General features: G+C 59.6%; 18 protein-coding genes. 9 read left to right on the top strand and 9 right to left on the bottom strand.

The annotated features are described in order from the left end of the window. Positions 1-230 precede the first annotated feature (230 nt). The 4 genes from glyA (at position 231) to CAF80_RS24525 (ending at position 4,547) form a co-directional block, all read left to right on the top strand. Positions 231-1,484: a serine hydroxymethyltransferase gene (gene glyA / locus CAF80_RS24510; RefSeq protein WP_085655048.1), complete on the top strand. Its 1,254-nt coding sequence runs from the start codon at positions 231-233 to the stop codon at positions 1,482-1,484. A gap of 275 nt (positions 1,485-1,759) precedes the next feature. Beyond that, entirely contained in the window at positions 1,760-3,073 is a 1,314-nt protein-coding gene (locus tag CAF80_RS24515; protein WP_011336023.1) for a C4-dicarboxylate transporter DctA, read from the top strand. 49 nt (positions 3,074-3,122) lie between these two features. After that, positions 3,123-3,827 carry a FadR/GntR family transcriptional regulator gene (locus CAF80_RS24520; protein WP_074691500.1) on the top strand — a complete coding sequence of 235 codons (705 nt, stop codon included), beginning with the start codon at positions 3,123-3,125 and terminating at the stop codon, positions 3,825-3,827. 24 nt (positions 3,828-3,851) lie between these two features. Beyond that, positions 3,852-4,547: a GntR family transcriptional regulator gene (locus CAF80_RS24525; protein WP_039771743.1), complete on the top strand. Its 696-nt coding sequence runs from the start codon at positions 3,852-3,854 to the stop codon at positions 4,545-4,547. A 13-nt stretch (positions 4,548-4,560) separates the two neighbouring features. On the opposite strand, the gene yjiA is transcribed toward CAF80_RS24525, so the two are convergent. From yjiA to CAF80_RS24540, 3 genes are all read right to left on the bottom strand, one after another. Next, positions 4,561-5,535 carry a GTPase gene (gene yjiA / locus CAF80_RS24530; RefSeq protein WP_166742305.1) on the bottom strand — a complete coding sequence of 325 codons (975 nt, stop codon included), beginning with the start codon at positions 5,533-5,535 and terminating at the stop codon, positions 4,561-4,563. Positions 5,536-5,696: 161 nt separating this feature from the next. Then, positions 5,697-5,894: a YbdD/YjiX family protein gene (locus tag CAF80_RS24535; protein WP_003228401.1), complete on the bottom strand. Its 198-nt coding sequence runs from the start codon at positions 5,892-5,894 to the stop codon at positions 5,697-5,699. 15 nt (positions 5,895-5,909) lie between these two features. Further along, positions 5,910-7,976, bottom strand: coding sequence for a carbon starvation CstA family protein (locus tag CAF80_RS24540; protein ID WP_039771745.1), 2,067 nt, complete (start codon positions 7,974-7,976; stop codon positions 5,910-5,912). A gap of 159 nt (positions 7,977-8,135) precedes the next feature. Between CAF80_RS24540 and CAF80_RS24545 the strand changes: the two genes are divergently transcribed. Beyond that, positions 8,136-8,504 carry a PilZ domain-containing protein gene (locus CAF80_RS24545; RefSeq protein ID WP_064599557.1) on the top strand — a complete coding sequence of 123 codons (369 nt, stop codon included), beginning with the start codon at positions 8,136-8,138 and terminating at the stop codon, positions 8,502-8,504. On the opposite strand, the gene radA is transcribed toward CAF80_RS24545, so the two are convergent. Next, a complete protein-coding gene (gene radA / locus CAF80_RS24550; protein WP_007950985.1) occupies positions 8,505-9,872 on the bottom strand; it encodes a DNA repair protein RadA in 1,368 nt (455 codons plus the stop codon). It lies immediately after the preceding gene. A 143-nt stretch (positions 9,873-10,015) separates the two neighbouring features. Continuing rightward, positions 10,016-11,557 (bottom strand): catalase KatB, encoded by a 1,542-nt coding sequence (gene katB / locus CAF80_RS24555; RefSeq protein ID WP_085668051.1) that lies wholly within the window; start codon positions 11,555-11,557, stop codon positions 10,016-10,018. 285 nt (positions 11,558-11,842) lie between these two features. Between katB and mscL the strand changes: the two genes are divergently transcribed. Continuing rightward, a complete protein-coding gene (mscL, locus tag CAF80_RS24560; RefSeq protein ID WP_039771752.1) occupies positions 11,843-12,256 on the top strand; it encodes a large-conductance mechanosensitive channel protein MscL in 414 nt (137 codons plus the stop codon). Positions 12,257-12,288: 32 nt separating this feature from the next. Here the strand turns inward: mscL and CAF80_RS24565 are convergent, their stop codons facing one another. Further along, the gene (locus CAF80_RS24565) at positions 12,289-13,065 is read right to left on the bottom strand and encodes a ferredoxin--NADP reductase (protein WP_039771754.1); all 777 of its coding nucleotides are present in this window, start codon (positions 13,063-13,065) and stop codon (positions 12,289-12,291) included. Between the two features lie 316 nt (positions 13,066-13,381). On the opposite strand from CAF80_RS24565, the gene CAF80_RS29125 reads away from it, so the two are divergent. The 3 genes from CAF80_RS29125 (at position 13,382) to CAF80_RS24575 (ending at position 15,379) form a co-directional block, all read left to right on the top strand. Further along, positions 13,382-13,822 carry an autoinducer binding domain-containing protein gene (locus CAF80_RS29125; protein WP_256578202.1) on the top strand — a complete coding sequence of 147 codons (441 nt, stop codon included), beginning with the start codon at positions 13,382-13,384 and terminating at the stop codon, positions 13,820-13,822. Beyond that, positions 13,822-14,103, top strand: a complete 282-nt coding sequence (locus tag CAF80_RS29130) for a helix-turn-helix transcriptional regulator (protein WP_256578203.1) — start codon at positions 13,822-13,824, stop codon at positions 14,101-14,103. Before CAF80_RS29125 ends, CAF80_RS29130 begins: the two co-directional genes overlap by 1 nt. A 151-nt stretch (positions 14,104-14,254) precedes the next feature. After that, positions 14,255-15,379 carry a class I SAM-dependent methyltransferase gene (locus CAF80_RS24575; protein ID WP_085668052.1) on the top strand — a complete coding sequence of 375 codons (1,125 nt, stop codon included), beginning with the start codon at positions 14,255-14,257 and terminating at the stop codon, positions 15,377-15,379. Positions 15,380-15,447: 68 nt separating this feature from the next. On the opposite strand, the gene CAF80_RS24580 is transcribed toward CAF80_RS24575, so the two are convergent. The 3 genes from CAF80_RS24580 to CAF80_RS24590 are packed head-to-tail and all read right to left on the bottom strand — an operon-like array spanning position 15,448 to position 18,120. Beyond that, positions 15,448-15,615 (bottom strand): DUF2474 domain-containing protein, encoded by a 168-nt coding sequence (locus CAF80_RS24580; RefSeq protein ID WP_085668053.1) that lies wholly within the window; start codon positions 15,613-15,615, stop codon positions 15,448-15,450. A gap of 57 nt (positions 15,616-15,672) precedes the next feature. Next, positions 15,673-16,680: a cytochrome d ubiquinol oxidase subunit II gene (gene cydB, locus CAF80_RS24585; protein ID WP_039771762.1), complete on the bottom strand. Its 1,008-nt coding sequence runs from the start codon at positions 16,678-16,680 to the stop codon at positions 15,673-15,675. A gap of 3 nt (positions 16,681-16,683) precedes the next feature. After that, a complete protein-coding gene (locus tag CAF80_RS24590; RefSeq protein ID WP_039771763.1) occupies positions 16,684-18,120 on the bottom strand; it encodes a cytochrome ubiquinol oxidase subunit I in 1,437 nt (478 codons plus the stop codon). Positions 18,121-18,511 lie beyond the last annotated feature (391 nt).

The following is an 18,511-nucleotide window of genomic DNA, read 5'->3' on the forward strand; positions in this document are numbered from 1 at the left end:
GCGTTCTTCGCGAGCAAGCTCGTTTCCACAGGGATTGATGTCGATCACAAAATCGCGGGGCGGCCTCGGTTATTGTGCAAACCGGCTGGTCAGCGAAAAGGCCGGCACGGACGCCACACATCTGGTCATGAACGCCACTTGTCTGCGACATGATGTCGTTTCATATGCCATCCAAAACCCGTTGGGTTAGAATGCCCCCCTTTTCTGCCCCCCGATCCTTGAGGACCGCCATGTTCAGCCGTGATTTGACTATTGCCAAGTACGACGCCGATCTTTTTGCCGCCATGGAGCAAGAAGCCCAGCGCCAGGAAGAACACATCGAGCTGATCGCTTCGGAGAACTACACCAGCCCAGCGGTGATGGAAGCTCAAGGCTCGGTACTGACCAACAAGTACGCCGAAGGCTACCCGGGCAAGCGCTACTACGGTGGTTGCGAGTACGTCGACGTTGTCGAGCAACTGGCTATCGACCGCGCCAAAGAGCTGTTCGGCGCCGACTACGCCAACGTTCAGCCGCACGCCGGTTCCCAGGCCAACGCCGCTGTTTACCTGGCCCTGCTGTCGGCCGGTGACACCATCCTGGGCATGAGCCTGGCTCACGGCGGTCACCTGACCCACGGCGCCAGCGTTTCCTCCTCCGGCAAGCTGTACAACGCCATCCAGTACGGCATCGACGCCAACGGTCTGATCGACTACGACGAAGTCGAGCGCCTGGCTGTTGAACACAAGCCGAAAATGATCGTGGCCGGTTTCTCTGCCTACTCGCAGATCCTCGACTTCCCACGCTTCCGCGCCATCGCCGACAAGGTTGGCGCCTACCTGTTCGTCGACATGGCTCACGTGGCCGGTCTGGTCGCCGCTGGCGTCTACCCGAACCCGGTTCCGTTCGCTGACGTTGTGACCACCACCACCCACAAGACCCTGCGCGGTCCACGGGGTGGCCTGATCCTGGCTCGCGCCAACGCCGACATCGAGAAGAAGCTGAACTCCGCCGTATTCCCGGGTGCCCAGGGTGGCCCGCTGGAGCACGTGATCGCCGCCAAAGCGATCTGCTTCAAGGAAGCACTGCAGCCTGAGTTCAAGGCTTACCAGCAACAAGTGGTGAAAAACGCCCAGGCCATGGCCGGCGTGTTCATCGAACGCGGTTTCGACGTGGTTTCCGGCGGTACTGAAAACCACCTGTTCCTGCTGTCGCTGATCAAGCAGGAAATCTCCGGTAAAGACGCCGACGCCGCTCTGGGCAAAGCGTTCATCACCGTGAACAAGAACTCCGTGCCAAACGACCCACGCTCCCCGTTCGTCACCTCCGGCCTGCGCTTCGGTACTCCGGCCGTGACCACTCGCGGCTTCAAAGAGGCAGAGTGCAAAGAGCTGGCGGGCTGGATCTGCGACATCCTGGCTGATCTGAACAACGAAGCGGTGATCGACGCCGTTCGTGAGAAAGTCAAAGCCATCTGCAAGAAACTGCCGGTATACGGCGCTTAATTGCGACGTTAAACCCGCAGCAAGAAAACCGGCCAAGTGATTGGCCGGTTTTTTTTCGCCCGGATTTTTTCAAACAGCTGAATCGCTCAAGAATGGGACTTGCCGCTCAACTGGTCAGACCGGTAATGCCAATTCGTCATTTTTCACTTGCGATCCGTAAAAAACAGCGCCTAGACTGCACCCGCACTGGACATACCGGTAAGACCACAATAATTAAGTCCTGAATCTGATGCGCCCCGCGCACGGCAGCCAGGACACCGACCAGGATTCCTCCCATGCTCAGATGGTGCTCGCGTTCAATCTTCCTCCAAGTGGTTCTCGGACTGATGCTCGGCATCGTCTGCGGGCTGACCCTTCCCGAATACTCGGCCCAGCTCAAACCGCTCGGCGACGGTTTCATCAAACTGATCAAGATGCTCATCGGCCTGATCGTGTTCTGCGTGGTGGTCAGCGGCATCAGCGGCGCGGGCGATCTGAAGAAGGTCGGGCGCATCGGCCTCAAGTCGGTGATCTACTTCGAAGTGCTGACCACCATCGCCCTGGTGATCGGTCTCGTGTTCGCCTTCACCACCGGAATCGGCAGCGGCGCCAACATCCATCTGGAGCAACTGTCCGCCGCCGACATGGGCGACATCGCCGAACGCGGCCAGCATATGCACACCACCACTCAGTTCCTGATGGACCTGATCCCGACCTCGGTACTCGGCGCCTTCGCCGATAACAATATCCTCCAGGTGCTGCTGTTCTCGGTGCTGTTCGGCAGTGCGTTGAATCTGGTGGGCGAAGCCGCTTCCGGAATCTCGCGGCTGATCAACGAACTGAGCCACGTGATCTTCCGCATCATGGGCATGATCGTGCGTCTGGCACCGATCGGCGTGTTCGGCGCCATCGCCTTCACCACCAGCAAATACGGCCTGGATTCGCTGCAACATCTGGGCAGCCTCGTCGGCTTGTTCTACCTGACCTGCATCGCCTTCGTCGCGCTGATTCTCGGTCTGGTGATGCGCCTCTCCGGCCTGCGCATGTGGCCGCTGCTCAAGTACCTGCGTGAAGAACTGCTGATCGTCATGGGCACCGCCTCTTCCGATGCCGTGCTGCCGCAGATCATGCGCAAGCTGGAACATCTGGGCATCGGCAGCTCGACCGTCGGGCTGGTGATTCCTACCGGTTACTCGTTCAACCTCGACGGTTTTTCGATCTACCTGACCCTGGCCATCGTGTTCATCGCCAACGCCACCGGCACGCCACTGGCCATGACCGATCTGCTGACGATTTTGCTGGTATCGCTGATTACCTCCAAAGGTGCCCACGGCATTCCGGGGTCGGCGCTGGTGATTCTCGCGGCGACGCTGACGGCCATCCCGGCGATTCCGGTGGTCGGTCTGGTGCTGGTGCTGGCCGTGGACTGGTTCATGGGCATCGGCCGGGCACTGACCAATCTGATCGGCAACTGCGTTGCCACCGTGGCCATCGCCCGTTGGGAAAAGGACATCGACGTGCAACGGGCGAACAAGGTGCTCAACGGCGAGCAGGGCTATAACTTTCAGCCGAGAAAAACCGTCGCTCAAGCGGCGGCCAAAGAATTCTGAATGACCGCCGTGCCTGCGCCAATGCAGGCACGGCACATGGAGCGAACCCATGATTACTTCATCAACCGTCGTCAACTCAGTGGTAGAAAAACTTCGGGCTGCGCTGGCCCGTGGTCAGTGGCGCTCCGGCGAGATGCTGCCGGGCCAGCGCGAACTGGCCGAACAACTGGGCATCAGCCGCCCGAGCCTGCGTGAAGCAGTGATCGTGCTGGAAACCCTCGGCCTGGTGCGCTCGATGCCCGGCAAAGGCGTGGTGGTGCTCGACGCCCAGGCCAGTGACAGTCAGAGCCACGACAGCGCAGTGGCCGGCGCCAGCCTCGAAGACGTGCTGCAACTGCGCTACACCCTCGAACCGTTCATCGTCGGGCTGGTGGCGCAGTCGATCAGCAGCAAGGAAGTCGGCCAGCTGCGCCTGACCCTGATGGACATGCGCGAAGCCCTCGAAGCGGGCGACAGCGAGGCCGGGGTCAGCGCCTACGTCGCGTTCCACGAGGAGCTGTTCACCCTGACCTCGAATCCGATTTTCCAGAGTGTGGTGCAACAGACCAGCAACGCCCTCAAGCAAAGCGCCGAGGTGCTGCGCAATTCGCCGGAGCACCTGGCCGAACGCCTTGAAGAAAACGAAGCCGTGGTGCGCGCGATCCGCAGCAAGAACAGCGCCCAGGCCAGTGCCGAAATGCGTCGGCACATCCTGCGTGAAGGCCAGCGGATGGGCATCGAGCTGAATATTCCGGATGACAACCTGAGCCACTGAAACGCCTCACACTGGAGACCGGCCATGAACAGTCTTGCCACGCCGTCGCACCCTCGCCCGATCTCGACGGCCCTGCCCTTCTCCCGCCTGCACGCGCCGGTGGAGGATCTGTATCCGCGCCTGTTCGACGCAATCCTCGAACAGCGCATCGATGCTGCCAGCCGTTTCACCGAAGAAAGTCTCAAGCAGATGTTCGGGGTCAGCCGCGCCGATGTGCGTCGGGTGCTGACCCAGCTGTCCCACGAACAGATCATCGTACTGCGGGCCAACCATCGACCACGAGTGGCCGCGCCGGATGCCGAGCAGACACGTCAGACCCTGCACGCCCGGCGTCTGGCCGAGAACACGCTGGTTCGATTGGCTTGCCAGCACGCACAGGCTGAAGATCTGAAGCGCCTGCGAGCGTTGATCGAACGGGAGCGTCAGGCTGTGGATAAAGATCGGCGCGGGGCGGCGATTCGCCTGTCCGGGGAGTTTCATTTGCAGGTGGCGAAAATGGCGCGGAATGCACCGTTGGCGCATTTTCTCGGCACGTTGGTGCCGCTGACCTCACTGGCGATTGCGCGATGCACTGAGACCACGCACAGCTGTTGCGGCTGGCAGGATCACGCCCGGATCGTCGAGGCGATCGAGCGTGATGACGCCGTCGAGGCGGTGTCGCTGATGAACCGTCATCTGGATCACCTGGAGCAGACGATTCTCAGCGGTTCCACGCACTGAAAGCGCGGCGGACTCAGTTCGCCGCCACCCTGGCAAACCCCAACCGGATTTTCTCTTCCGGCAAATCGTCGGCGATAAACACGATCACGCTTTCCCGCGCCTCGCCTTCCGCCCACTCGGTGTCCCAGTCGAAGCCATAGAGTTTCAGCACGCCCTGGAACACCAGCCGCCGGTCTTCGCCCGCGATGTTCAACACGCCTTTGTAGCGCAGCAATTGCTTGCCGTGCTCTTCCAGCAATTCATTCATGAACTCGCTGAGCTGATCGATATCCAGCGGCTGGTCGGTACGCAGCACCAGACTGGAAATCCGGTCGATGGATGGCGCCTTGCTCACCGGCCGCAGACTCACCCCGCCACCGAGATCGGCGTTCAGGTTGAAACCGCGCACATCGAGCAATTCAGCCAGATCGATATTGCCGTGTTCGACCACGCGGATCGGTGCACGGCGGTTGATGCGGGTCAGGCGCTCGCTGAGCGCCGTGAACGCAGCCTCGTCCACCAGATCGGTCTTGCTCACCAGCAGGCGGTCGGCAAAACCGATCTGCGCCTGGGCGATGGTCTGGGTCAGGTGCTGTTCGGCGTGGGCCGCGTCGACGAGGGTGATGATGCCGTCGAGCAGGTAACGCTCGCGCAGTTCTTCGTCGATGAAAAAGGTCTGTGCCACCGGGGCCGGGTCGGCCAGACCGGTGCATTCGATGACCAGTCGATCGAAAGCGATTTCGCCGCTGTCCAGCCGTTCGAGCAGCAGATACAGGGCCTTGGTCAGGTCGGTGTGAATGGTGCAGCAGACGCAGCCGTTGGCCAGGGTCATGACTTGCACCGGCTCGTCGCCCAGCAATTGGGTATCGATACCGGCGTCGCTGAATTCGTTTTCGATCACGGCGATTTTCAGGCCGTGCTCGGCTTTCAACAGATGGCGCAGCAAGGTGGTCTTGCCGGCGCCGAGGAAACCGCTGAGTACCGTTACAGGTATTGGAGAAGACAACATCGATCCCCTTCGCAAAATTGATGAACAACACAAAACAAATGTGGGAGCGGGCTTGCTCGCGAAGGGGTCGTGTCAGTCGACATCATTGCTCAATGACACACCGCTTTCGCGAGCAAGCCCGCTCCCACAGCTGGGGACTGCATCAACCGAAGGCTGTCAGATCAACAGCACTTCGGCCCACCCTTGCCACCGTAACGGGCTTCCTGACGTTCGCGAAAGAACATCTCGTAGCTCATCACCGGTTTGTCCGGGTGCTTGGTCTGCATATGCTCGACGTAGGTGTCGTAGTCGGGCATGCCGACCATCAGGCGCGCGGCCTGACCGAGGTATTTACCGAGGCGACTCAGGTCATTGAACATGCTGCAATCCTCTGGTTACGCGTCCGGCAGGGCCTGGAATGGCGATTCTTTGTCCGTACGCTCTTTTTTGCCCCAGGCGGCGATGCCGACCTTGAGCGCATAGAACAGGATGCTGAATACCACGAACAGGAACAGCGCGGTCAATGTGGCGTTGGTGTAGGCGTTGAAGATCACGTGCTGCATCTGCTCGACGTTCTTGGCCGGAGCGAGCACCTGACCCGCGGCCAGTGCGTCGTTGTATTTCTTGGCCAGCGACAGGAAGCCGATCGCCGGATTGGCGTCGAACAGCTTGATGAAGCCTGCGGTCGTGGTGCAGATCAGCAGCCAGGTGGCCGGCAACAGGGTGACCCAGATGTAGCGCTGGCGCTTCATCTTGATCAGGACCACGGTGCCGAGCATCAGTGCGATACCGGCCAGCATCTGGTTGGAGATGCCGAACAGCGGCCACAGGGTGTTGATACCACCCAGCGGATCGATCACGCCCTGATACAGCAACCAGCCCCACATCGCCACACAACCGGCGGTAGCGATCAGGTTGGCGGTCCAGGATTCGGTACGTTTCAGTGCCGGTACGAAGGAGCCGAGCAGGTCCTGCAGCATGAAGCGCCCGGCACGGGTGCCGGCGTCCACAGCGGTCAGGATGAACAGCGCCTCGAACAGGATCGCGAAGTGGTACCAGAACGCCATGGTGTTTTCACCCGGCAGGACGCTGTGCAGGATCTGCGCGATACCGACCGCCAGGGTCGGCGCACCACCGGCACGGGCCAGGATGGTGGTTTCGCCGATGTCATGCGCCACGGCTTGCAAGGCTTCCGGGGTAATGGCAAAGCCCCAGTTGCTGACCGCGGTTGCCACAGCCACCACATCACCGCCGACCACGGCAGCCGGGCTGTTCATGGCGAAGTACACGCCCGGCTCGATCACCGAGGCAGCGACCATGGCCATGATGGCCACGAACGATTCCATCAGCATGCCGCCGTAACCGATGTAACGGGCGTTGGTTTCGTTATCCAGCAACTTCGGCGTGGTGCCGGAGGAGATCAGCGCGTGGAAGCCCGATACCGCACCGCAGGCGATGGTGATGAACAGGAACGGGAACAGACCGCCCTTCCACACCGGGCCGGTGCCGTCGACGAACTGGGTCAGGGCCGGCATTTTCAGCTCGGGCATGGTCACCAGGATGCCGATCGCCAGGGCGACGATGGTACCGATCTTGAGGAAGGTGGAGAGGTAGTCACGCGGTGCAAGGATCAGCCACACCGGGAGCACGGCGGCGACAAAGCCATAACCGATCAACATCCAGGTGATTTGCACACCGGTGAAGCTGAAGGCCTTGGCCCAGACCGGATCGGCGGCAATCTGCCCGCCCAGCCAGATCGAACCGAGCAGCAGCAACACGCCGATGACCGAGATCTCGCCGATGCGGCCCGGACGGATGTAGCGCATGTAGATGCCCATGAACATCGCGATCGGGATGGTCGCCATCACGGTGAAGATGCCCCACGGGCTCTCAGCCAGGGCTTTGACCACGATCAGCGCCAGCACCGCGAGGATGATGATCATGATCAGGAAGCAGCCGAACAGAGCGATGGTGCCGGGGATGCGGCCCATTTCTTCACGCACCATATCGCCCAAGGAACGGCCGTTGCGGCGGGTGGACATGAACAGGACCATGAAGTCCTGCACCGCGCCCGCCAGCACCACGCCGGCGATCAGCCACAGCGTACCGGGCAGATAGCCCATCTGCGCCGCCAGCACCGGACCGACCAGCGGCCCCGCGCCGGCAATAGCCGCGAAGTGGTGACCGAAGAGAATGTGTTTGTTGGTCGGAACGTAGTCCAGACCGTCGTTGTTGAGCACGGCGGGGGTGGCCCGACGCGGATCGAGTTGCATCACATTGTTAGCGATGAACAGACTGTAGTAACGGTACGCAACCAGATAGATGGCCACGGCGGCGACCACAATCCACAAGGCGTTGATCGCCTCGCCTCGGCGCAATGCCACTACGCCCAGGGCGCACGCTCCTACGATTGCCAGCAGCAGCCAGGGTAAGTGGCGTAGCAGGCTATTATTATTTTTCATTTTATTATTCCAGCCAGGGTGGACAAGAAAGACAGCCACCCCGAGTTTAGCGCTGTTGGCGGCAAAGGCCATACCCCGACATTGGTCTAGACAGTCCATTCGTTGGCATCACCCCGCCGGTCGGGTCTATAGTCAGCTGACCTTCCTGAGGATTGCGCCATGAGCGAGCACCCGTCCGAGCGTCGCCGCTTCAAACGTATCGCGTTCGATGCCAGAACCGAATTGAGCCAGGGCGAATACATCTGGCCGGTGAAGCTGATCGACCTCTCGCTCAAGGGGCTGCTGATCGAGCGGCCCGAGCCCTGGCTGGGCAATCCCGAGCAGGACTTTTTCGTCGACATTCATCTGAGCGAAGACGTGCACATCGAGATGGATGTGCAACTGGCTCATGAAGATCACGGCCAGCTCGGTTTCGTGTGCCGGCACATCAGCCTGGAGTCGATTCAGCGCCTGCGTCGCTTGATCGAACTCAATCTGGCCGACGAAACCGAACTGGAACGCGAGCTCGGGGCGCTGATCGACGTCTGATCACTCGAACAACGAGTCCAGCGCCTGCTCCAGTCGTGTCACCGCAATGATCTGCAAGCCTGGCGGGGCTTCCTTCGGCGCATTGCCCTTGGGCACGATTGCGCGCTTGAAGCCGTGCTTGGCGGCTTCCTTCAAACGCTCCTGGCCGCTCGGCACCGGGCGCACTTCGCCGGACAGACCGACTTCTCCGAACACCAGCAGATCATGAGGCAGCGGACGGTTGCGCAGACTCGACATGACAGCGGCCATCAACGCCAGGTCGGACGCGGTTTCCAGCACCTTCACCCCGCCGACCACGTTGAGAAACACATCCTGATCGTGGGTCGGAATGCCGCCATGCCGGTGCAGCACCGCCAACAGCATCGCCAGACGATTCTGGTCCAGACCCAGGGTGACCCGACGCGGGTTGGCCAGATGACTGTCATCCACCAGCGCCTGGACTTCCACCAGCATCGGCCGGGTGCCTTCCCACGTTGCCATGACCACGCTGCCCGGGACTTCTTCCTGAGCACGTGTGAGAAAAATCGCCGAAGGGTTGGAGACTTCTTTCAGGCCCTTGTCGGTCATGCCGAACACGCCCAGCTCGTTGACCGCGCCGAAACGGTTTTTCACCGCTCGCAGCAAACGCAACCGGCCATCGGACTCGCCTTCGAAATACAGCACGGTATCGACCATGTGCTCCAGAACCCGCGGCCCTGCGAGCGCGCCTTCCTTGGTCACGTGGCCGACCAGGAAAATCGCCGTGCCGCTTTGCTTGGCGTAACGCACCAGCAACGCCGCACTTTCGCGTACCTGGGACACCCCGCCCGGTGCCGATTGCAGTTGTTCGGTGAAAATCGTCTGGATCGAGTCGATCACCATCACCTTGGGTTTTTCCTGACGGGCGGTGGCAATGATGGTTTCGATACAGGTTTCGGTCATGACCCGCAATTGATCCTGCGGCAGGCCCAGGCGGCGCGCGCGCATGGCGACCTGTTGCTGGGACTCTTCGCCAGTGACGTACAACGCCGGCATGCTCTTGGCGAGGTTGCACAGGGTCTGCAAAAGGATCGTTGATTTGCCGATGCCGGGGTCGCCACCGATCAGTACCACCGAGCCGTCCACCAGACCACCGCCGAGCACTCGGTCCAGTTCGCCGGAGGCTGTGGAGAAACGTGGAATCTCTTCGATGCTGACTTCGGCCAGGGTCTTGATCTGGGCCTGCTGTCCGGCCCAGCCAGTGCGCCCGCTCGGGGCGGCGGCACCGCCGCTCTCGACCATGGTTTCGGTCAGGGTGTTCCAGGCGCCGCATTCGCCGCATTGCCCGGCCCACTTGGGAAAGGTTGCGCCGCACTCGGTGCAGCCGTACATGCGCTTGGCCTTGGCCATCTGAACCCCCGGCAAAAACCGCGATGATAACGCAGCCATCGTCGATCAGCGCGCCGCGCCGGGACGGATTTCTCCGCTGGCCGGACGCGCGGCGCTGCTGCCGGTCAATCCCCGACAGTTGCCGGGGCTTGAGAGGGCCGCTGTCAGTCGACCAGTTTGGCCGCCAGGACCTTGACCCGATCCAGGTCACCCTTGGCCACTTTGGTCACACCGGCGCCGTATTCCGGATCCGCCTTATAGAGGAAGGACAGCATGATGTGCTTGCTCTCGTCATCGGCGCCGGCCAGCGAACCGCCGAAGCTCTCGATCAGATCCTGGCGCTCCTTCTTGCTGAACGAGCGATACAGATCACCGGCCTGCTTGAAGTTCTGCTCGCGCTGGATCTTCGCCTGTTGCGTACTGCCCTGCAGTGCGGTCTGGCTGTATCGCGCACCCGGCGTCTCTTCACGCGGTTGCAGACGGCTTGGCTGATAGTTGACCCCCGAGGTGCTCGCACCGGCATTCATCGCGCCATCCTGATTGCCATTGTTGACTGCAGTTTTGGCAGCATTGATCGGCAATTGCAGGGCATTGGCGCCGAGTCGATACATTTGCGTATCGGCATAGGCAAATATCCGGCCTTGCAGCAGACGGTCTTCCGAGGGCTCGATGCCCGGAACAACATTTGAGGGAGCCATGGCCACTTGTTCGGTTTCCTGGAAGACATTCGCAGGATTGCGATTCAAGACCATTTGTCCAACTTTTCGCTCTGGAATACCTGGCCAGATCTTGGTTGCATCAAGAGGATCGAAATCAAACTTGGACAAGTCTTGCGGATTCAAGACCTGAATGTACAAGTCCCACTTTGGAAAGTTGCCATTGTAAATATTTGTTACCAAGTCATTGGTCATATGACTGTAGTCACGGCCCTGAACTTGCACGACCTGTTTTGGATCGAGATTTTTTATCCCCTGCAAACTTTTCCAATGAAACTTCACATAGTGGATTTCGCCTTTGGCATTGACCAACTTATAGGCATGCACACTATTACCGTCCATCTCCCGATAACTGGCCGGAGTTCCCGAGTTGGAATACAACTCGGTCAATGTGCGGGTAGCTTCCGGTACATGGGAGAAGAAGTCGAAGCGACGTGAATCATCGTCGAGGTTGGTACGTGGATCGGGCTTGAAGGCATGCACCATGTCCGGGAACTTGATCGCATCGCGGATGAAGAACGTCGGGAAGTTGTTGCCCACCAGATCCCAGTTGCCATCGGCGGTGTAGAACTTGGTCGCGAAACCCCGTGGGTCACGCAGGGTTTCCGGAGAGTGATTGCCGTGAACGACCGCCGAGAAACGCACGAACACCGGCGTGACCTGGCCGACAGCGAATACCTTGGCCTTGCTCAGATCGCTCAGATCGTTGGTCGCGGTGAACGTGCCATGGGCACCGGTGCCTCGGGCATGCACGACGCGTTCGGGAATGCGTTCGCGGTCGAAGCGTTGCAGCTTCTGGATCAGTTGCACGTCCTGCAACAGCACCGGACCGTTGGCGCCGGCGGTTTGCGAGTTCTGGTTGTCGCCGACCGCGGCACCGTTATCTCGGGTCAAGGGCGCCGCATTCGCAGAAAGGGTCAGTAGGCCGGCAGTCAATAAACCGAAGGTACGACGAAGGGGAAAGCCCCCCAGGCCAGGCATGGAATTCATTTCAGGCTCCTCTGTTTTTTTGAGGCGCATCCAGGTGCGCCAGACAGAGGCTAGAAGCTCGGCTTGCCAAACATAAATAGAAAGTTCGTAACGCGATGATTGAGCGTTTTTTCTTGAAGATCAGGACGTTGCAGCGTATTTCGCGCGCGATTAGTGGCACTTTGCAAACTAATTGCGAAATGGTGTGTCGATAAAAGCGGGCTTTGTAAGAAGGTGTTTCGCGCAGGACGCGTTATGCTGATTTACACTGCGTACACCAAACTCATCTGTAACAAGGAAATAACTATGGGCGTGCTCAGCGAGTTCAAGGCCTTCGCGGTCAAAGGCAATGTGGTCGACATGGCCGTCGGTATCATCATCGGCGCGGCCTTCGGCAAGATCGTTTCATCGTTTGTCGGCGATGTGATCATGCCACCCATCGGCCTGCTGATCGGCGGCGTGGATTTCAGTGACCTGGCCATCACACTCAAGGCTGCCCAGGGCGATGCGCCTGCCGTGATGCTGGCGTATGGCAAGTTCATCCAGAGTGTTCTGGACTTCGTGATCGTCGCCTTCGCGATCTTCATGGGCGTCAAAGCCATCAACCGCCTGAAGCGCGAAGAAGCTGTAGCCCCTACCCTGCCGCCGGTACCGACCAAAGAGGAAGAATTGCTGGGTGAGATCCGCGATTTGCTCAAGGCCCAGAACAACCAGCCTTGAAGACTGAAACGGCGCCTTAGGGCGCCGTTTCCTTACCAGTAGTTTTCCACCGCCACCTGTCCCGGTCGCCGGGTCAGACTCAGGGCCATGCCGCGTTGCTTGAGCAAGGCCCGGGTGTCATCGATCATCTGCGGATTGCCGCAGAGCATGACCCGGGAATGCGCCGGCGTCAGCTCCACACCGGCCATCTTTTCCAGTTCGCCATTTTCGATCAACGTAGTGATGCGACCGTTGAGGGCGCCGGCATACGGCTCACGCGTGACCACCGGAATAAACTGGAACTTGTGGGCGTATTCCGCGAGGTAGTCGCGCTGTGTCAGTTCCGCGATCAGTTGTTGATAAGCCAGTTCCCGGGCCTCTCGCACGCTGTAGACCAATATGATTCGCTCAAATTTCTCCCAGACTTCGAAGTCCTGCAGGATCGACAGAAACGGCGCCACGCCCGTGCCTGTGGATAACAGCCAGAGATCGCGGCCATCAATGAATCGGTCCAGCGTCAGATAGCCAAAGGCCTGGCGCTCTATCAGCAAGGTATCCCCCGCCTTCAGCCGGCTCAGTTCGCTGGTGAACTCGCCGCCCGGCACCACGATGGAAAAAAACTCGAGAAATTCGTCGAACGGCGAAGATACCATCGAATACGCACGCCACACCGTACTGCCGTCCTCACGCGTAACGCCAAGCCGTGCGAATTGCCCGGCGCGGAAGCGGAAACCGGCATCCCGGGTGGTACGCAGGGTGAACAGTCCAGGGGTCAGCGGTTGCACATCGAGCAAGATCTGGCGGCTGAATTTTTCACTGCTGGCAGTCATTGGGTTACTCCATCAACAATGACTCAAGTGTTACCCATTAATCTTCAGTGGAACACCGACAATTTGTAATGACATTTCAAAGTGCCATCATCTAAAAGCCAGCAGCGGACATCGATTATAGAGGCCGAAGCGATGCAACCCTTTAAATGATTCCCTGCATATAAAAACTCATTATTCATATTCCAGTTTCTGCCACCGTCCAAGAACAAAAAAATCCAACAGCTTTGTAGGAACCCTCCTACACTTCCACCCGTGCTGGTTCCTTGGATCCAATTTGCCCCCCCCGCGGAAATGAAACACTGGAGAACAACCTAAAATGGAAAGGTGGAAGGAGTATCAAATAGAACAGCTTACGCGCGCGAAGAATATTGAAAACGCATTCCCGATCTTGAAAAACTTTGCCAACAACATCGGTTTTCAATTCTGCGGTATTACCGTCTCGCGGCCTGACTCCCAGTCATTCAAACCGTTTTATATCAATAACTTCACAGAGGCGTGGAACGACGAATACGAAAAACATTGCTGTGAAAACGACCCGATTACAGCTTTTTGCCATCATTCAATGTTGCCGTTTCTCTGGAACAGGAAAGCATTTTCCGAGGCACCGACAATGTGGAGTGCGCTTCAGAATCACGGGATGGAACATGGCTGGTCACAGTCGTATCTCGACGAAGAGAACGACCTGTGCTGCACCATCAGTTGGCACGACCCCATTGCGAAATCTCTGCATTGGAGCTCTACGAACAATACGGTGTGATGCACTTCATCACGCAGCACTTGAGTGGAATGATCGTCCACGCCCTCCCGCCGGCACAGGCCAAATCACCGCCCGTACGACTGTCTACCCGGGAGCTCGAAATCGTAAGGCTGTGCGCATTGGGCAAGACAGCCTGGGAAATCGGCCAGATTCTGAATGTGGCCGAACGAACCGTGAACTATCACATCAAAAACCTGATCGTTAAGTTCAACGCCTGCAACAAGGTGTCAGCCGTCATCGCCGCCACCAGGGCCGGGTTTATTCCCACTCACCCGTACTGAAATCAGGCGAGTATTGCCAACAAAAAAAACGTACCATTTGCAACCTTCCTGAGTGATGACGCGATCTTTTGCGCCGCTGTCCACTCGGACGGTTCCGCCGCACTCCCCCTGGGCCGCGGGACACCCGTCGATTACCCAGAGTCCCCGCCCCATGCCTTTGCTCGATACGCCCTTCGCCCAGCTCGATCTGATCCGCCAGCCCGAACAGCAGAACGAACCGCTGCAAGCCTTCGACGCAGCCGACGAATATCTGCTCAATCATCTGGCCGAACAGAACCTGTCGGCGCAGACTCGGGTTCTGGTGCTCAACGACAGTTTCGGCGCGCTGGCCATCAGCCTCTCGAGCAAACTGCAGGTCAGCACCAGCGGTGATTCGTTCCTGGCGTTTCAGGGGCTGGAAAAAAACCTGCTGCGCAACGGCCAGGCGTTCGATGCTGTGCGCGGTATTCCCGCCAGCGCGCCATTGATCGGGCCGTTCGACCAGGTGCTGATTCGCGTCCCGAAAACTCTGGCGCTGCTGGAAGAACAACTGATTCGCCTGCAAGGCCAATTGGCACCGGGCGCTCAGGTAGTGGCAGCGGCGATGGTCAAGCATTTGCCCCGCGCCGCCGGTGATCTGCTGGAACGCTACATCGGGCCGGTTCAGGCTTCGCTGGCGGTGAAGAAGGCCCGACTGCTGATCGCCACGCCCGAGGCCAAGGCACCGACCGTCTCGCCCTACCCGACCCGCTATCACCTCGACGAGCCGGCCATCGAACTGCTCAACCACGCCAACGTGTTCTGCCGTGAAGGGCTGGACATCGGCACCCGTGCCTTCCTTCCGCACCTGCCGAAAAACCTCGGCTCGGCACGAGTCGCCGACCTTGGCTGCGGTAACGGCGTACTGGCCATCGCCAGCGCCCTGCAAAATCCTGAAGCGCATTACACGCTGGTGGACGAATCGTTCATGGCCGTGCAATCGGCAGCCGAGAACTGGCGCGCGGCGTTCGGTGAACGTGACGTGATCGTACGCGCCGGCGACGGTCTGGCCGGCCAGGAGGCGCAATCGCTGGACGTAGTCCTGTGCAACCCGCCATTCCACCAGCAACAGGTGGTCGGCGATTTCCTTGCCTGGCGCATGTTCCAGCAGGCCCGCGAAGCGCTGGTCGTTGGCGGTGCGCTGTACATCGTCGGCAACCGTCACCTGGGTTATCACAGCAAACTGGCGCGACTGTTTCGGGGTGTCGAGCAAGTCGCCGCGACTCCGAAATTCGTGATCCTCAAGGCGCGCAAATAATCCGGGCAAAAAAACCCTCCGGTCGGAGGGTCGAAAATCCGTGCCGCAAGGCAGCGGGATGGGAAGTCTCAGTGCGTGGTCAGGCCTGCTGCATTCATGAACATACGCATCAGGCTGGCGACGATGAACAGAGCACCGACGCTGCCGACCCAGATCATGGCCAACCAGCCGAGCCGCTGCCACAGCGGCTTTTTTTCGGCTTGTTCAATGTCGTGCAGGGAATGTTTGCCGGTCATGCTTGCATCCTCCGGTTGCGGGAGATGGCGCCGCGGTCGGCGCCATCGTGATCACCATTAGTGATAACCGTCTTCGTGGGTGACCTTGCCGCGGAACACGTAGTAGCTCCAGAAGGTGTACCCCAGGATGAACGGGATGATGAACAGCGTACCCACCAGCATGAAGCCCTGGCTTTGCGGCGGCGCGGCGGCGTCCCAGATCGAGATCGACGGCGGCACGATGTTCGGCCACAGGCTGATGCCCAGACCGCTGTAGCCGAGGAAGATCAGCACCAGGGTCAGCAGGAACGGCATGTAGTTGGCGTTGCGCGCCACCGCACGGATCAGTGCGTACAGCGTCACCAACACCAGAATCGGCACCGGCAGGAACCAAAACAGATTGGGCAGGCTGAACCAGCGCTCGGCGATTTCCGGGTGAGAGAGCGGCGTCCACAGGCTGACGATGCCGATCACCGCCAGCAACACGAAGGCCAGCGGGCGCGCCAGGTCATGCATCTGCTCCTGAAGCTTGCCTTCGGTCTTCATGATCAGCCAGGTGCAACCGAGCAGCGCATACGCCACAACAAGCGCGGCGCCGCAGAACAGCGTGAACGGCGTCAGCCAGTCCAGTGAACCGCCGGCATATTGCCGGTTGACCACCGGCAGACCATCGATGAACGCGCCAAGCGCCACGCCCTGAAAGAACGTCGCCGCCACCGAACCACCGATGAACGCCTTGTCCCACAGGTGACGCTTGTCGTCCTTGGCCTTGAAGCGGAACTCAAACGCCACGCCACGGAAGATCAGCCCGATCAGCATGAAGATCAGCGGCAGATACAGCGCCGACAGCACCACCGAATAGGCCAGCGGGAATGCGCCGAACAACGCAGCGCCCCCCAGTACCAGCCAGGTTTCATTGCCGTCCCACACCGGGGCGACGGTGTTCATCATCACGTCGCGGTCGGTCTTGCCGGGGATGAACGGGAAGAGAATCCCGATCCCCAGGTCGAAACCGTCCATCACCACGTACATCATGATCCCGAAGATGATGATCACGGCCCAGATCAGCGGAAGATCAATACCCATGACTCAAATCTCCTTGGTCAGGCTGCGGTCGTGTTCGGCGCCGTCGTCGTCGGCAGCGGACAACGGACGTGCCGGTGTGCGTTTCTGGCCAGGACCACCGTCGTTGGTTTCCTTGCCTTCGTCGGTCTTCGGCCCTTTGCGCACCAGGCGCATCATGTAGCCCAGCCCCGCACCGAACAGCGCGAAATACACCACCACGAACATGATCAGCGTGATGCTCATCTGCATGAAACTGTGGTTTGAAGACGCATCGGCCGTGCGCATCAGCCCGTAGACCACCCATGGCTGACGACCGATTTCAGTGGTGAACCAGCCCGCCAGGATCGCGATCAGGCCGGACGGCCCCATCCACAGCGCCAGGTACAGGAACGGCCGCGAGGTGTAGAGCGAGTCACGCTTGCGCAGCCACAAACTCCACAGACCGGTGAAGATCATCAGGAAGCCGAGACCGACCATGATCCGGAACGACCAGAACACGATGGTCGAATTCGGCCGGTCTTCTGGCGGGAACTCCTTGAGCGCCGGGACTTGCTTGTCCAGCGAGTGGGTCAGGATCAGGCTGCCGAGGTATGGAATCTCGACAGCAAACTTGGTCTTTTCTTCCTTCATGTCCGGCCAGCCGAACAGGATCAGCGGTGTCGCTTCGTCGCCGACGTTTTCCCAGTGACCCTCGATCGCGGCGATCTTCGCCGGTTGGTGTTCAAGGGTATTGAGGCCATGGAAGTCGCCGATGACTGCCTGGATCGGCGCAACAATCAGCGCCATCCACATCGCCATCGACAGCATGGTGCGGATCGCCGGGTTGTCCTTGCCGCGCAGCAGGTGCCAGGCCGCCGACGAGCCGACGAAGAAGGCCGTTGCGACGAACGCTGCCGTCGCCATGTGCATCAGGCGATAGGGGAATGACGGGTTGAAGATGATTGCCAGCCAGTCGGTTGGAATGACCTGACCGTTGACGATCTCGAAGCCCTGCGGGGTCTGCATCCAACTGTTGGAGGCGAGAATCCAGAACGTGGAAATCAGTGTGCCGATGGCCACCATCACCGTGGAGAAAAAGTGCAGGCCGCGCCCGACCTTGTTCCAGCCGAACAGCATCACCCCCAGGAAACCGGCTTCGAGGAAGAACGCCGTGAGCACTTCATACGTCAGCAACGGGCCGGTGACTGAACCGGCGAAGTCCGAGAAGCGGCTCCAGTTGGTGCCGAACTGGTAGGCCATGACCAGCCCCGAGACCACGCCCATGCCGAAGTTGACGGCAAAGATCTTCGACCAGAAATGGTAGAGGTCACGGTAAGTGTCATTGCCGGTTTTCAGCCACAGGCCTTCCAGCACCGCGAGATAGCTCGCAAGACCGATGGTGATCGCCGGGAACAGGATGTGGAACGAGATGGTGAACGCGAACTGAATTCGGGCGAGATCCAGGGCCTCTAAACCGAACATAAGCTTTCCTCTATCAGATAACGGTTCCAGGACTGGCGGCCTTGAACCACTGCCCCCACGGGTATGGAGTGCGGCGAACTCGAATTCGTTCTTCTTTTTACAGGCATCGCGACGCAGGGAGTCTGCCGACGGGTCCGGGATCAGTTCCGCGATGGGTCTTGATCTGGATCAATCAACGTTGAAAGAGTAGTCCCATTTCCGACGGAGAACCGCGTGGTCTTTTGCCGCGTGACAAGTTGCCTCACAGACCTGGCAACGCTCTGAAATACGTCCGTGGCCGGAGCTCGCGCCACGACGGGGAAAAATCGATGTCTGGCTAACTAAATTTTCTATCATAGCAACTTCCTGTTACAGACTGGTGATAATCTCGCGGTTCCCCTCGATCAAGACC

Source organism: Pseudomonas sp. B34(2017), from assembly GCF_002112915.1.
Taxonomy (GTDB): domain Bacteria; phylum Pseudomonadota; class Gammaproteobacteria; order Pseudomonadales; family Pseudomonadaceae; genus Aquipseudomonas; species Aquipseudomonas pharyngis.

What these genes read in the sequence shown, in the direction of transcription:
- glyA (WP_085655048.1), top strand. Translation starts at nt 231, where the DNA reads ATGTTCAGCCGTGATTTGACTATTGCCAAGTACGACGCCGATCTTTTT.
- CAF80_RS24515 (WP_011336023.1), top strand. Translation starts at nt 1,760, where the DNA reads ATGCTCAGATGGTGCTCGCGTTCAATCTTCCTCCAAGTGGTTCTCGGA.
- CAF80_RS24520 (WP_074691500.1), top strand. Translation starts at nt 3,123, where the DNA reads ATGATTACTTCATCAACCGTCGTCAACTCAGTGGTAGAAAAACTTCGG.
- CAF80_RS24525 (WP_039771743.1), top strand. Translation starts at nt 3,852, where the DNA reads ATGAACAGTCTTGCCACGCCGTCGCACCCTCGCCCGATCTCGACGGCC.
- yjiA (WP_166742305.1), bottom strand. Translation starts at nt 5,535, where the DNA reads ATGTTGTCTTCTCCAATACCTGTAACGGTACTCAGCGGTTTCCTCGGC.
- CAF80_RS24535 (WP_003228401.1), bottom strand. Translation starts at nt 5,894, where the DNA reads ATGTTCAATGACCTGAGTCGCCTCGGTAAATACCTCGGTCAGGCCGCG.
- CAF80_RS24540 (WP_039771745.1), bottom strand. Translation starts at nt 7,976, where the DNA reads ATGAAAAATAATAATAGCCTGCTACGCCACTTACCCTGGCTGCTGCTG.
- CAF80_RS24545 (WP_064599557.1), top strand. Translation starts at nt 8,136, where the DNA reads ATGAGCGAGCACCCGTCCGAGCGTCGCCGCTTCAAACGTATCGCGTTC.
- radA (WP_007950985.1), bottom strand. Translation starts at nt 9,872, where the DNA reads ATGGCCAAGGCCAAGCGCATGTACGGCTGCACCGAGTGCGGCGCAACC.
- katB (WP_085668051.1), bottom strand. Translation starts at nt 11,557, where the DNA reads ATGAATTCCATGCCTGGCCTGGGGGGCTTTCCCCTTCGTCGTACCTTC.
- mscL (WP_039771752.1), top strand. Translation starts at nt 11,843, where the DNA reads ATGGGCGTGCTCAGCGAGTTCAAGGCCTTCGCGGTCAAAGGCAATGTG.
- CAF80_RS24565 (WP_039771754.1), bottom strand. Translation starts at nt 13,065, where the DNA reads ATGACTGCCAGCAGTGAAAAATTCAGCCGCCAGATCTTGCTCGATGTG.
- CAF80_RS29125 (WP_256578202.1), top strand. Translation starts at nt 13,382, where the DNA reads ATGGAAAGGTGGAAGGAGTATCAAATAGAACAGCTTACGCGCGCGAAG.
- CAF80_RS29130 (WP_256578203.1), top strand. Translation starts at nt 13,822, where the DNA reads ATGCACTTCATCACGCAGCACTTGAGTGGAATGATCGTCCACGCCCTC.
- CAF80_RS24575 (WP_085668052.1), top strand. Translation starts at nt 14,255, where the DNA reads ATGCCTTTGCTCGATACGCCCTTCGCCCAGCTCGATCTGATCCGCCAG.
- CAF80_RS24580 (WP_085668053.1), bottom strand. Translation starts at nt 15,615, where the DNA reads ATGACCGGCAAACATTCCCTGCACGACATTGAACAAGCCGAAAAAAAG.
- cydB (WP_039771762.1), bottom strand. Translation starts at nt 16,680, where the DNA reads ATGGGTATTGATCTTCCGCTGATCTGGGCCGTGATCATCATCTTCGGG.
- CAF80_RS24590 (WP_039771763.1), bottom strand. Translation starts at nt 18,120, where the DNA reads ATGTTCGGTTTAGAGGCCCTGGATCTCGCCCGAATTCAGTTCGCGTTC.